The 13,539-nt window shown below is 32.2% G+C and carries 14 protein-coding genes and 1 tRNA gene; 4 read left to right on the top strand and 11 right to left on the bottom strand.

All coding sequences use genetic code 11. The features are described from left to right. Positions 1 to 277: 277 nt before the first annotated feature. From IAI10_RS18305 to IAI10_RS18295, 3 genes are all read right to left on the bottom strand, one after another. Positions 278 to 1,948, bottom strand: coding sequence for an arsenic transporter (locus tag IAI10_RS18305; protein ID WP_315674754.1), 1,671 nt, complete (start codon positions 1,946 to 1,948; stop codon positions 278 to 280). A gap of 222 nt (positions 1,949 to 2,170) precedes the next feature. Further along, the gene (locus IAI10_RS18300) at positions 2,171 to 2,350 is read right to left on the bottom strand and encodes a hypothetical protein (RefSeq protein ID WP_315674753.1); all 180 of its coding nucleotides are present in this window, start codon (positions 2,348 to 2,350) and stop codon (positions 2,171 to 2,173) included. 88 nt (positions 2,351 to 2,438) lie between these two features. Next, positions 2,439 to 2,618, bottom strand: a complete 180-nt coding sequence (locus tag IAI10_RS18295; RefSeq protein ID WP_315674752.1) for a hypothetical protein — start codon at positions 2,616 to 2,618, stop codon at positions 2,439 to 2,441. 343 nt (positions 2,619 to 2,961) lie between these two features. On the opposite strand from IAI10_RS18295, the gene IAI10_RS18290 reads away from it, so the two are divergent. Continuing rightward, on the top strand, positions 2,962 to 3,663 hold the full coding sequence (locus tag IAI10_RS18290) for an SPOCS domain-containing protein (RefSeq protein WP_315674751.1): 702 nt from the start codon (positions 2,962 to 2,964) through the stop codon (positions 3,661 to 3,663). Positions 3,664 to 3,710: 47 nt separating this feature from the next. Here the strand turns inward: IAI10_RS18290 and IAI10_RS18285 are convergent, their stop codons facing one another. From IAI10_RS18285 to IAI10_RS18275, 3 genes are all read right to left on the bottom strand, one after another. Next, positions 3,711 to 4,430 (bottom strand): hypothetical protein, encoded by a 720-nt coding sequence (locus tag IAI10_RS18285; protein ID WP_315674750.1) that lies wholly within the window; start codon positions 4,428 to 4,430, stop codon positions 3,711 to 3,713. Between the two features lie 147 nt (positions 4,431 to 4,577). Continuing rightward, positions 4,578 to 4,757 (bottom strand): hypothetical protein, encoded by a 180-nt coding sequence (locus tag IAI10_RS18280; protein WP_315674749.1) that lies wholly within the window; start codon positions 4,755 to 4,757, stop codon positions 4,578 to 4,580. A 50-nt stretch (positions 4,758 to 4,807) separates the two neighbouring features. After that, the gene (locus IAI10_RS18275) at positions 4,808 to 4,987 is read right to left on the bottom strand and encodes a hypothetical protein (protein ID WP_315674748.1); all 180 of its coding nucleotides are present in this window, start codon (positions 4,985 to 4,987) and stop codon (positions 4,808 to 4,810) included. A 274-nt stretch (positions 4,988 to 5,261) separates the two neighbouring features. Here IAI10_RS18275 and IAI10_RS18270 point away from each other — a divergent pair, with 274 nt between their 5' ends. Both IAI10_RS18270 and IAI10_RS18265 read left to right on the top strand, forming a co-directional pair. Further along, positions 5,262 to 5,474 carry a hypothetical protein gene (locus tag IAI10_RS18270; RefSeq protein ID WP_315674747.1) on the top strand — a complete coding sequence of 71 codons (213 nt, stop codon included), beginning with the start codon at positions 5,262 to 5,264 and terminating at the stop codon, positions 5,472 to 5,474. Between the two features lie 253 nt (positions 5,475 to 5,727). Further along, entirely contained in the window at positions 5,728 to 6,441 is a 714-nt protein-coding gene (locus IAI10_RS18265) for an SPOCS domain-containing protein (protein ID WP_315674746.1), read from the top strand. 157 nt (positions 6,442 to 6,598) lie between these two features. Here the strand turns inward: IAI10_RS18265 and IAI10_RS18260 are convergent. From IAI10_RS18260 to IAI10_RS18250, 3 genes are all read right to left on the bottom strand, one after another. Next, a tRNA-Arg gene (locus IAI10_RS18260) sits at positions 6,599 to 6,672 on the bottom strand. 109 nt (positions 6,673 to 6,781) lie between these two features. After that, on the bottom strand, positions 6,782 to 7,114 hold the full coding sequence (locus IAI10_RS18255) for a type II toxin-antitoxin system RelE/ParE family toxin (protein ID WP_315674745.1): 333 nt from the start codon (positions 7,112 to 7,114) through the stop codon (positions 6,782 to 6,784). A gap of 3 nt (positions 7,115 to 7,117) precedes the next feature. Beyond that, a complete protein-coding gene (locus tag IAI10_RS18250; RefSeq protein ID WP_315674744.1) occupies positions 7,118 to 7,363 on the bottom strand; it encodes a type II toxin-antitoxin system prevent-host-death family antitoxin in 246 nt (81 codons plus the stop codon). A gap of 316 nt (positions 7,364 to 7,679) precedes the next feature. On the opposite strand from IAI10_RS18250, the gene IAI10_RS18245 reads away from it, so the two are divergent. Beyond that, positions 7,680 to 9,284, top strand: a complete 1,605-nt coding sequence (locus tag IAI10_RS18245; protein WP_315674743.1) for an AarF/ABC1/UbiB kinase family protein — start codon at positions 7,680 to 7,682, stop codon at positions 9,282 to 9,284. 92 nt (positions 9,285 to 9,376) lie between these two features. On the opposite strand, the gene IAI10_RS18240 is transcribed toward IAI10_RS18245, so the two are convergent. Together IAI10_RS18240 and IAI10_RS18235 are read right to left on the bottom strand one after the other, a co-directional pair. Further along, positions 9,377 to 12,640, bottom strand: coding sequence for a YhgE/Pip domain-containing protein (locus tag IAI10_RS18240; protein WP_315674742.1), 3,264 nt, complete (start codon positions 12,638 to 12,640; stop codon positions 9,377 to 9,379). Between the two features lie 282 nt (positions 12,641 to 12,922). Then, the gene (locus IAI10_RS18235) at positions 12,923 to 13,501 is read right to left on the bottom strand and encodes a TetR/AcrR family transcriptional regulator (protein ID WP_315674741.1); all 579 of its coding nucleotides are present in this window, start codon (positions 13,499 to 13,501) and stop codon (positions 12,923 to 12,925) included. Positions 13,502 to 13,539 lie beyond the last annotated feature (38 nt).

Raw genomic sequence — 13,539 nt, 5'->3', positions numbered from 1 at the left:
TCATATTTTTAAATTGTATCACCTGCAACTTTATCTGTCCAACGTATATAGATTAATATATTCATACATTAATATACGTATTTACTTTTTTAATAAGTCTATTGCTACACAGCGTATCCTTGATGTAATCTATTATTTCTTGCTCTTATTCGCTGCATTTCTTATAATAATCTCACAGGACAAGGAAGAAGGTCTTCTTAATGGGTAATTGTAAAGAACAAAATACCTTGCAGCCACTCGAACTGCAAGGATTTTTATAAATTATAGATAAATTCCGCTATGCAAACACTAAATGAACCCAGTAGTATAGCAAAGTCAGAGTGAATATTACTGTAGCTGGTATTACCACAATTGTTGCATTTACATATTCCCTCCAGGGCACTTTAATATCATTTTTCTCCAGTATAAATATCCACATTAGTGAAGCCAAAGTTCCAATTGGAAGGAGCAATGATCCTATGTCGCTTCCCACAATATTAGACAAATAGATTGTTTTCAGCGTAATGGGATCTAATCCCATGTTGCTTAATGTTATAGTGCCAATCATTAAGGCAGGGTGATTATTAAAAATATTGGATAGAACAGAAATTAGTCCTCCCATTAAAAAACTTGCGTGAAAGAGACTTTTGCTCACAATTGGTTCACAGAATTTTATAAGAACGGCGGTTAATCCGATATTATTCAAACCATAAATAATCACATACATCGAAAAAGCAAACAACAATATATGCCAAGGAGTTTTCCTTAGAATATCCTTGGGGTTTGTCTTTAAATAATGCCATCTCCATATCAGCAATATGATTGAGCCTGATACTGCAACAATTTCTATTGGAATTCCAAAATAGGATGCAACAAATAATAGACATCGTATCGCAAAAACAAAGGCCAACATTTTTAGCATAAAACTTTTTCTTTTTTCTTTTGTATCAAGAGAGAAATTTCCTTTAACTGAATGAAACATCTTTGAAAAAAACATCTCATCAAGTTCTACCATTGGCTTAGGAAGAGTGCGCGGAAGTTTGCTTTTTAGCACAAAAAACATCAAAATTGACATGAATAGAAGTCCTAGTGTACCTGGGATAAACATCATTTTCGTATGGTCGTAAAGCGTCATATTTATAATCTTTAATGCAATCAAATTTGTTATATTACTTACACCTATTGGTGTACTTGAACCTGTTGCAATCAACGCTCCACTTAGCAGGTAAGGTATAAGCTCATGTGGGTATACGAATCCAAAGTTTCTTAATAACAATATAAGGATGGGAGTGGTAATTAAAATACTGCCATCATTATTAAAAAGTAAGGTCATAACAAAGCATAATAATTGTATATACCAATATAATCGATACCCAGAGCCTTTTGCTAATCTAGCTAGTGCAGCTGCAACCCAGTGAAAGAACCCAAAACTTTCAAGAATAACTGCCATAACAATGGTGGATATGATAGTAATAGAAGCCCCACCAATTTTATTGGTAATATCCTGCAAATTAGAATAATTTACAACTCCGATAAAAAGCAAAATTATTGCTCCTACCGAGGCAGGATATGCTTCATTTATCTCTGCTGGTCTTAAAAAAATAATTATCATTGTCATAATGAATACAAAAATTGTTGCTATAGCTACACTAAAAGTGGCTATAATTAAGCTTCCAAAGATCAGTACAGAGAAAAGAGCTATAAAATTGAAATCCTTCCATGGCTTAATTGGTTTTGGGGGCGGCGGTGGTGGAGGCGGCGGGGGTGAAAATCCTATTTTCTCATTATGAGAATAAAACTTATAGATGTGACGTGGCATTTTTCCATATTCTCTAAGTGAAGGTTTGAATCCTCTATATGAATTGAAAATATTTAAAGCGTTATATTTAGAATTTTCTAATTTTTCATCGTATCTATAACACCAAACTGTATACAATATTAATAAAATTATTATTAGCACGGTACTCATCTTTTTGTCCTCCCGTTCTTAAATTTTGCTAATCTTCATCTGCAGATTTCATCATTATGAATATCTCCTAAGTATATTGTATATAGGGCTTCTAAGCTAAAATTAAGCTTTATACAGTTAAGCACTTTAAACTACTAAGTTTTAACTAATGCTTATTAATTCCTAACTCAGAAACCCGCATTCAAATTTTAGTTGCCTAATATTGCAATAAGAGCATAAGGTTTAGTAAATACTTTCTATAGAATCAGAATTTAATATTACTATGCCTTTTTCAGTCTTAAGCTTTAATATATCAGTATCTTCATCAGTTTTTATAATAGTACCCTGTATTTTATTGCCACTTAATGTAACAACAGTTACGTTATATCCAAGTTCGCCTTCATTTAAATTATTAATATTCACTAGTTGTTCCTCCTCTTATGGATTTCATTATAATTTGATAAATACTGTATCTGTGCAGTATTAATTTAAAGCTAAGTTTCAATATGAATTAATACATACTTTCAATTGCATTGATATTAACCAGTATCAATCCATTCTCAGTTTTAAGTTTTATGAAATCAGTGTTTTCACTATCTCTTAAAACTTCGCCTTGTATTTTGTTGCCACTCTTTGTTACAATTGTTACATTTGTTCCCAAATAAATTTCTTCTATTAATTTAACATTCATATTTATACCCTCCTTAAGTAATAATTTTTTAGATATGAGATTCAGCCCAAAAATTATAAAAAAATATATTTTTATAGGCGCTGTTCTTAATTTTTTACACTTTTACAGGTCGCATGAGCTAAGAAAATTTTTAGTCCTATGATAATATATTTTCAATTTTTTAAAAGGTTCATTGTTAATAAAATTACTTGTGGAAAAATTATCGTATTTGTAGGAATTTTCGTAACATTGTTGATTAGAGCTTAATAATATGTAATGAAAAGTTAATTTTTAAAACTTAGTATATATTGGCAATAATTAGATATAGCAAAGGGTTTAAAATATTATAAAGAGAGGTAATCATATGGAAAGAAACTTAAATACACCAGAAGTAAGAGATAATAGCTTAACTACGAATATCAAGCCTAAATTAGTCGGAACGGCAACACGCCAGGAGCTGATTGAGAGAAAAATTATTTTTGATGCTCCTAAAAAAGACGTAGTGCTGAAAGTAGTTAATATTATAAATGATATTGAAATAAAGGATACAGAAGTAACTGATGGGGTTATTTTAGTAAGTGGTTACTTAAATAGCTGCATTGTATACACTACTTTGAAACGACCACAGTCTGAAAACAATAATCAAGGAAAAAACAATGGAAATAATAGCTCTGAAAACCACGGCTATGTAAATGACCAAAACAATAAGAGTAATAAAAACAATAAGAATAAAGAAGAAGCTAAACCAGGCTGCAGTATTGTAAATGAAAGCATCGCTTTAGATGGTGTTGTTCGTCATATAACTGTTTGGATACCATTTAAATCATTTGTGGCTGCTCCAGAAGCTCAAGCAGGAGATATTTCCTCAGTTACATCTTCAGCTGTTTTAGATGACTTGAAATCAATTGCTATTGAGCCAATTTATGAAGAAGAAGAAGAAGAAGAGAATGGGGAAGCAGTTATTTCTACAAAAGTCAATGAAGAAGATCATAAATTTATAAAAGGAATAGTTGCTAAAGCATTAATTGAATTAAATGTTGATATAAAAAGATATTCTGAAGATTAATAAAGAGGATGTTTCATATTTGATTATGAAACATCCTCTTTTGAAATTTAGCAAAAATAAGTAATCTGATCAGGATTTATATAATATGTTTTTTCATCTGATTTTAAAACAATTAGATAATCATAATTAAAGATAACCTCTCCTGATATGACTTGGGTAGAGGTAGTATAAATCGTTAAATAAACTCCTTGAAAATTGGAATTTATAAATGATGCCAGAGGGGATTTTAAAACATTTTTATTATAATTGTCTTTTCTCTCTTCACTCTCTGGCAGTATAACATTGTCTTGCAGCTCATCATAAGTAATAGCTTCATTTTCTGGTAAGCAAATATTGTCTTTCGGTAAGTTTGCTGAATAAGAGTAAATTATTTTAGTCTCCTGGGGCGGAGTCACATCATGAAATTGTACATCAGGAATGTTAGTTTGAAGCTGCATAATTTCTTTATCTGGTGCTTTTTCCAATAATAAATCTTCACTTTCAACCACTTCAGCAGGTTCGCTAGCTTTATCGCTGGGTTCATAAGCATCTTGATTTTCAGTATCCATATCTTTATACTCTGCTGTCCAGTATACAATTTTATCACAATTGATGTGATAAATCATATTATTATGTGCTTTTAATATAACAAGTTCTTCTTTTGGACTTTTTTTATAATACCGAAGTAGTTTGCAATGAAGCCTTCTACATTTGGAGTCACAGTCATAAAGAACTGTAATATATTTGCCTATAAATTTATCATAATCATTAAAACAATAATCAGACATTATATAAATTCCTCCCAATTAAACTGTTAATATACTGTACTTACTGATGATTGTATATGTAAAAGAGGTACCGCTACGGTAGCCTCTAAATTATTTGTGTTTATTTAAACTTATAATCATAAAATACAATAATTACAAGATAAAATTTTAATATATACTTTCTATAGATGAACTATTTACAATTACTATACCCTTTTCGGTTTTAAGTTTTAATACATCTGGATCTTCAGTATTATTTAGAATAGATCCCTGTATTTTATTTCCGCTCAATGTAACAACTGTTACGTTATAACCAAGTTCACCTTCATTTATTTTGCTAATATCCATCAATTTTTCCTCCTCTTATAAACATTCTTATAGTTAAATTTACATGACGATTAATATATGCTTTCAACTGCACTAATATTAATTACTGTTATTCCATTCTCGGTTTTTAGTTTTATGAAATCAGAATATTCGCTAGTTCTTAAAATTTCTCCTTGTATCTTGTTGCCGCTTTTTGTTACGACTGTAATTTTTGTTCCTAGATAATTTTCTTCTAGTACTTTAATGTTCATATTAATGGCCTCCTTATAATCTTTAAAAGTCTTTAATAGAATCACTTATTTTTAATTATATTTAATTAAAAAATTTATTTTCTCAATATATATTATTAAATTTTAGTCAATAATGTTACGAAAAATCCTGCAACTAAAATAATTTTTAAACAAGTAACTTAGCTGAACATTTATTTATGGCGTTAATATACTATATCGAGCCTGTAATTATGCTGCTATTCTTCATCATGAGAGTTATATTAATTACCAATTGTAGAATAGGGGGGTGAAATCAATGTCAGAAAATCTAGAGGAAAGCAAAGAAAAAGAAATAGATGATAAAGGACAATATGTTTCGGTAATGATTGAATCCGGTAATAAACACTCTTACATTAATGGAATATTTCTAGGAGAATCTAGTGAATATTTCATAGTTAAAGACAGCAGAAATAAAGTTTTTTATATTCATAAAAACAAAATAATATGTCATATATTTGAAGAAAAATAAACTTTGTAGCTTATCTATTAACATAAAAGTATTTCTATTAAAGGGTATTATTACACGTACTAAGCTTTTTAACAGTACTAAATATGAAATTTTCTCTGTTGGCAATGAACCTTTTAAAAATTTCGAAATATATTATAACTAGGATAAAAAGTGTCAAGCTTGGTAATGACAACCAAAAACAGCGGTATGAATATAGATATTAGCCAGTTATATAAAAATTTTGCACTAACAAGATTATAGAGGAGGCAGACATATGGAAACAAACTTAAATCCACAAGGAATAAGTGACAATAATATAAATAAAAAAGCTGAACTTATATCGATTGGAAAAGCATCTCGTCAAGAACTAATTGAAAGAGAAATTATTTTCGATGCACCTAAGAAAGATGTAGTATTAAAAGTAATTAATATCCAAGATCAAATCGAAGTAAAAGACATAAAGGTTGGCAATGGGACTATTTTAGTAAGTGGTTATCTAAATAGCTATATTTTATATACTACCGCAAAAAGACCACCTTCAGAGAATAACAACCAAGAAAAAAGTAATGAAAATTCAAACAACTCCGAGAAAAATGGCTATGTAAATATGCAAAATAATAAGAATAGCGACAATAAGAACAAGAATAAAAACAAGAAGGAACAGCCTAAGCCAAGCTGCGGCGTGGTAGATGATAACATTGCTGTAGATGGTGTTGTCCGTCATACAACTGTTTGGATCCCATTTAAATCATTTATAGCAGCCTCAGAAGCTCAAGAAGGCGATATTTGCTCAGTTACATCTTCATCAGTTTTAGATGACTTAAAATCCATTGCTGTAAAGCCAATTTATGAAGATGAAGATGAGGAAGAAGGTTCCACTGTATCTATAACGCTTGGAGAAGATGAACAGAAATTTATAAAAGGAATTGTTAATAAAACTTTAATTGAACTTACTGTTGAAATAAAAAGATATGCTGAAAGCGAATAGCGCATTCATAATGTGTATATTTCATATCTAGGAAAGTGTAACTTATAGTGCACTTTCTTATTTTGTTATTAATAATTATAATTAACCTGCAAGTTATCCTTACTTTATTACAAAATTAAAGCCCTTGCAGTCATTGAATCTGCAAGAGCTTTCTCAGTGTGCCCAAGAGGAGTCGAACCTCCGGCACGCGGTTTAGGAAACCGCTGCTCTATCCTACTGAGCTATGGGCACATATTAAATTTGTTTTTCACAATATATTATTATATACTATGGTAACAATTATGTAAAGGCAGTTTTATTAGTTACAGTTAATCCGTAATATAAAAAATATGATATGATATTAATTTTCTTCATCCGATCCAGTCATAATACCAAATAATTGTTTTATATAATCTTGTTTCTCATTTAAAACTCGTACAATACGAATTTTATCAAATTCAAGATGATAAAAAATATAATTTTTTTCTGAAAATATATACCTGTATTCCGTAGGAACATCAATAATATTTCCAAGGTCAACTCCTAATACAGGATATTGTTCTAGCTTTCTGATATCAGACGTAATTTTTTTTAAAACTTGTTTTGCAGTATTGTCTCCAAAATTGGTTAAAATATAGTCTCTTATGTTCTTCAAATCTTCTAATGCCATTGGCGAATATTCAACTTTTGTCATAATTTATAATCCTAATTCAGCTTCTACATCTTCTGGAGAAAGCCAACCTCTCTCACGGGCAGATTTTTCACCTTCTTCCAGCTTAGCAAGTAACTTAACTTTAGACTTTAATTTATCCAATTCCGCAAGCTTTATAATGGCAAATTCTCCACGCCCATTCCTAGTCAAATAAACGGGACTATTTTCTGATACTTCATTAAGCACTTCTGTATAATTTCTCAAATCAGAAATTGGTTTAATATTTGGCATTTTAATCATCCCCTTTTTTAAATATTATATCTTGTTTTGCTGATAATATCAACGCAAATTAACATGTTAATTTGCAGCATAAAACAAGTATAAAAGGAACTGAAAAGCTTATAAACCTCTTAATTGACTCACTATACTTCATCATTTATCTCAAATAACAATAAATTATGCCTCCATATTGCCTTCCACTTCTTACCTCAAAAAGTAGTAATTCATAAGACAATTATGTTAAAATTATAATAGATTGATTATAATATATACTATTCATAAATATACTTTTTATCCCTACAAATTAATTTACTAAAGGTGTGATTAAATGGTTTATAAAAATTCTGTGCAAAGATTAAAGGAAATAGTTAAAATAATGGCTCAATATGGCTTCGGCTTTATTGTGGATTCAAAGATCAGCAAAAACAATAAATCACCTAAAAATCTCAGAATGGCCTTTGAGAAGCTAGGCCCCACCTTTATTAAAATAGGTCAAATACTTAGCACTAGACCTGATATTCTTCCCCCAGATTATATAAACGAACTTATAAAGCTTCAAGATAATGTTCCTCCTGAAAGCTTTGAAGAAATATCTGAGGTAATAAAAAAAGACTTCAATATGTCTATAGATGAACTTTTCAAACAGTTTGATAAAAAAGCCTTTGCTTCTGCCTCCATATCTCAGGTACATAGAGCTGTGCTTTTCGATGGAAGAGAAGTGCTTGTGAAGATTCAGAGACCTCACATATATGAAAAAATGAAAATTGATATATCCATACTAAAAAGAATTCTCAGCTTTACTAAGGCTAGAATAGGCGAAACCTTAGTGGATCCTAAGGAAGCCTTGGATGAGATAATGGAATCTACTGAGAAGGAACTTGATTTCAAGATAGAAGCAAGCAATATGGATAAATTCAAAGAACTTAACACAGGAGTTGAAGGTATAGCAGTTCCCTATGTCATAAAAGAAATAACCAGCACTCATGTGCTTACCATGGAAAAAATAAATGGAATAAAAATTTCTGATGTATACGCGTTAAAGAAGTCTGGAACTGACCTTAATCGCATAGGCAAAAATTTAGCCCTTTCCTTCTTTAAACAAGTATTTGAAGATGGTTTTTTTCATGGTGATCCTCATCCTGGCAACCTTCTTATAAGAAATGGTCAAATATGCTTTATTGACTTTGGAATAGTGGGAAACATACCTAATTCCTTGAAAAGTGCTTTGAACGAAGTTATAACCTCTATAGTTTTTAATGATATAAATAAGCTCATCTCCATACTCATGTCCATAGGAGTAAGAACCGGATATGTAAATAGGAATCAGCTATATGAAGACATTGACTATCTATTTGACAGCTATCTTTCCACCTCGCTCATGAATATAAAGGTTTCTATAGTATTGGAAGAGATAATGGATATATCCAAAAGAAATAATTTAAGAGTTCCCAAAAATCTTGTACTTTTGGCAAGATCCTTGGTGATAATAGAAGGCGTTCTAACAAAAGTATCTCCAGATATAAATATGCTGGAATTATCTAAACCCTACGTTATATCAAATCTAAGAAAGAGTCAGCTTAAGGATTTAAGTTTAGAAGATATAGCTTCAAAAGCAATCGTATTTACTAAAAATTCTGCTAGGCTGCCATCAAAGCTTATAGAGCTGTCTGAAAGCTTGATAAGAGGCAGAGCAAAGATTCAATTTGAACATAAGAATTTAGAAAATCCTATAAATTCTCTTAACAAAATGGTGAACAGAATGGTGGCGGGTCTTATGGTTTCCTCCATGATAATAGGCTCTTCCCTGATAGTTAATTTTAATAATGGCAGCAAGATTCATGGAGTATCTGTAATTGGGATTTTGGGCTTCGGCATAGCTGCAGTAATGGCTCTTTGGGTGCTTATATCCATAATTAAATCAGGTAAAATGTGAGTTATTTAAACATTTCCCAGGAAATTAAAAACCCCTGAATAATAAGAAGTATTTTCTTATTATTCAGGGGTTTTTGTATATTCAAGCTTTTGCTAAAGAGCAGCTGCGGCTTCTTTCTTTGATTGTATTTTTTCTTTAAGCTTATCCGCATGACTCTTAAGTGTAACTGATATGATTAAGAATACTATCATAACAGCTATTAGGATAAACATATCCTTTGTATATACTGCATAATCCACACCGGATATAGCCTCTCTAAGGGCTGAAGTAGCGTAGGTAAATGGCATAAATGGATTTAACGCTTTAAATAGCCCTGGTACAAGCTCTAATGGGAAGGTCCCTCCGCTGGAGGTAAGCTGCAATATTAAAAACACTATAGCAAGCAGTCTTCCTGCATCTCCCATCAGGAATATCAAGCATTGTATTATGGCTATATAAACAAAGGACATAATCACATTGGTTGCAAAGTACAGCAGCAGGTTATCAGGTTTTAATCCTAAACAAAGCACCACTACACTTACCAGCATAGACTGCATTATACCTATATATCCATAGGATAAGAATTTGCCTAGCACTATGGAGCGTGAGCTTGCAGTTATATCTTCATCTACTTTATCAGTTATTACGAAGAACATCATTATAGCTCCCACCCATAAGGATAAAGGAATGAAATATGGTGTAAAACCAGTACCATAATTATTAATAGCATTCATAGGCTTATTGTTTATGGCTAATGGCTCTGATACGAAAGTTGCCATACTGGTTCCATCATTTTTAACTCCATCCTTAAGAGTTTTAGCACCATCCTGCAATTTTGATGTAAGCTCATCGCTGCCGGATTTTAATTTACCCAAACCATCATCCAGTTGAGTTCCTCCATCTGTAAGCTTGCTTATTCCATCAGATAGTTGAGGAACACTGGAATTTAAAGTTCCTACTCCATTTTTTAATTCTGTAGTACCATTCCCTAAAGTAGTCACCCCATTAACCAAATTAGTTGAACCATTGGAAATCTGGTTTATTCCATCATTTAATGCTGTGATGCCTGAGGTCATGGTTGGCAAGGAAGCTATCAGCTCTTTTGCTTTTTCTATATTATTATCATTTAATGCTGCTTGTATTTGAGCTAATGCATCACTGTTATTTTTCATCTGATTTTCCAGATCAGTAACTGTAGCTATAAGCTCAGGAGATTTACTTAAAAGCTGCTGAAGCTTTGCTTTATCTAAGCTGTTTATAACAACTTCAGCCTGATTCAAGTCTGTCATAACAGCATTAATCTTTTTCTGAGTATCTTGCTGCATTAAATTTTGTGACAAGGTATTTATTGCCGCCAGCTTATCTGCATTATTTTGCAATAGAGTTTTAAGCTGAGGAAGTGCAGCCATTATATTATCAATTTGAGTCTGGTTTGTAGCTGCAAAAGTTAATATCGTATTAGTTGCCTCTAAAATGCCTGAGCTCTTTAGTCCATTTAAGCTCTGTTCCAACTGAGGAAGGCTTCCTATGGTCTCTTTTAAAGCCTTATACTGCTCCGGGCTGTTTGTCTTTAAATTGTCCAAGGTTGTAAGCATGGCTTGCGCTTGATTTATAAGTGAAGCTGAAGCTGACATCTCCTGATTAAGCTTGGTCATATCCGTTAGTAGTTCAGTAGTAGAAGCTGCATACTGTTCATAGCCTTTAAGTCCTTCCAGTAAACTTGCAGGAGCGCTTCCACCATTTACTGCCGCTTGAAGCAAAGCTTCCAGATCCTTTATAGTTGTGGAGCCATTTCCATCACTTTTACCGCTAAGTGCTCCAATTTCCTGAAGCAGACTTCCTTCCTGAGAGGAAAACATAGATATTACGTTTTGTCCTACAAGCTTATGGTAATCTTCTACAAGCTTTTTCATATCAGCCCCATTAGCTGGGTTTGCTGCATTTATTATGGCAGTTACTCCTCCATAAATAGTATCATTGCTTGTAGAAAGACTCTGTACTTCCTGAGTTCCAAGCTTATTAAAGTTTCCAAGTACTGTTTGGGAATCTTTTAATATGTTTGCTAGAGCTCCTGAATTGTCCATAAATGCAGGAAGCTGAGTAACCATCTGATCTAAGCCATCTATATTAGGTATATTTTGTACTGATACCATAAGATTCTTTAATACGCCAGCATTATCCACTACTTTTTTCATAGCCGCCGTGTCATTATCCGTTACGTTAATAGTTTTAGCTATTGATGCAAGGTTTTCAGTGCCTGAAATAAGTGCTTTTACATCGCTAGGATTTGTGCTTAAAATAGTTGCTGCAGATGCTTTTATTTCAGGATTACTGTCGTAAGCTTGCTTTAAAGCCTCCGCATCAGCAGTAGTTTTTCCTATTAAGTTAAGATTTTCTTGAGTTAAGAGTGGTTTTATACTGCTAATATCTGTGCTGGATAAAAAGTTAACATCCTTCATAGTGCTCTTAAGTCCACTTACATTTTTATCGCTTAAAAGATTTGAAAGAGAATTATTCTGTGCCCCAAAGGCTGACAAGGCTCCATCCAGCTTAGCCTTTAAGGTATTTATCCCAGCTTGCTCTTGCTTGATTCCAGCATCTAAAGTTACTGTTCCTTTTTTAAGTCCCAAAGGATTTCCATTGGAGTCTATATTCTGATTATTTACTCCATTGTCAAGAGCTTCAGTTCCTGAATATAGCTGTGACACTCCCTGTGAAAGCGAAGGCACATTACTATTTAGTGTACTTAGTCCAGCCTTTAACTGAGTGCTTCCATCCTTCAGTTTAGAAGTTCCATCACTTACCTGCGAGCTTCCATCTGCTGCTTGACTCATTCCATCCTTAACCGTATTAAGGCTGTCAAAGGCAACTTTCGTATATTCCTCTGTAATTGTTTTTGATATTTCCTGCTTTAGCTGAAGCTGAACCTTGCCATCTATCTGAGATGCAAGGAAGTTTTTCTTATCATTCTCCGTGAAAGTTATAGTGGCCTGCTCTGGTTTTCCGTCTTTAGCGCTTACAATTTTTTCCGAGAAATCTTTTGGTATCACAAACATACCATAGTAGTCTTTCCCTTTGACACCATTTTCTGCCTGTTCTAAAGAAACGAATCTCCAGCCTAATTCACTGTTTTTCTTTAATTTATCTTGTACATCTTCTCCATAATTAACTTGCTTCCCATCCTTTTCAGTACCTTCATCTAAATTTACTATAGCTACAGGCATACTTTTAAGTTTACTGTATGGATCCCAGAAAGCTGCTAAATATAATAAACTATAAAGAAGTGGGACGATAATTATAGCAATTACAGAAACTCTTATAAATCTATTTTTTAGCGTACTGCTTATATCCCTGGAAGCTATCCTTAAAAAGTTCATATTCTCACCCCTTGTAATCTTTTTTGTGCTTTAACGCTTTTTCCTTAAGCGAATACAGTTTGTACATTTTTGTACTGACTGGTCAGTTTATTTATACTATTATTTTTTTGATTTGTCAATATAGATTCTAACCAATACTGATTTGGAACAGAACAAAAAACAGTTGGAAAGGGGGACTAACCAACTGTTTTGATATTATTTCTTAAATTATTTAATTTCTATGGTTTAATAATACTATAGTTTTGTGTCAAAACTTTGTAGAGATTAAGTACGGTTTGTTAATTAACTGTAAACATTTTCACAATCTACTCCCTTTAATATATAATCCATAAGGTTATCCACCACAGCATCTATTTCCATACTGTTGTTTATAAGTTCGTATATTGCAGCTGCACAAATGGTTCCGAACAAAGAATATGCCATGAGAGCAGCATTTCCGCCCCTTATAGCCTTTTCTGCTATAGCTTCCTTTATATACCCTTCTAATTGGGAAAAGTAGTCTTTTAAGGCTTTTCTGAGTTCTAACTGCCTTGATTCCTGCCCCCAAAGCTGACTCATTATCACTTTAAAAAACTCTTTATTTTCATAAACCATCATAAGCTGAACCTTGCATAAAATTTTGAATTTTGAATAAAAGTTCTTCTGACCTTTTACCGCCTCCTCAACTCTATATGATAACCTGCTCATCCCTTCTTCCATTATGTAGTTAAATATTTCTTCTTTGCTATTAAAGTGATAGTAAAGTGTGCCTTTTGCCACTCCTGCTTTTTCTGCAATGCTGTCCATAGTGGTTTTATTGTATCCGTTCATAGAAAACTCTTTTATTGCTACTTCAAATATAGCATTTTTAGTTTTGTTCATTTGAAATCCTCACTCCATAGTTAAATATATTTTTATAA

Source organism: Clostridium sp. 19966 (assembly GCF_032335695.1).
Classification (GTDB): domain Bacteria; phylum Bacillota; class Clostridia; order Clostridiales; family Clostridiaceae; genus JACTOJ01.
The sequence above is the reverse complement of the archived record's forward strand: the minus strand, read 5'-3'. Positions and strand labels throughout refer to the sequence as shown.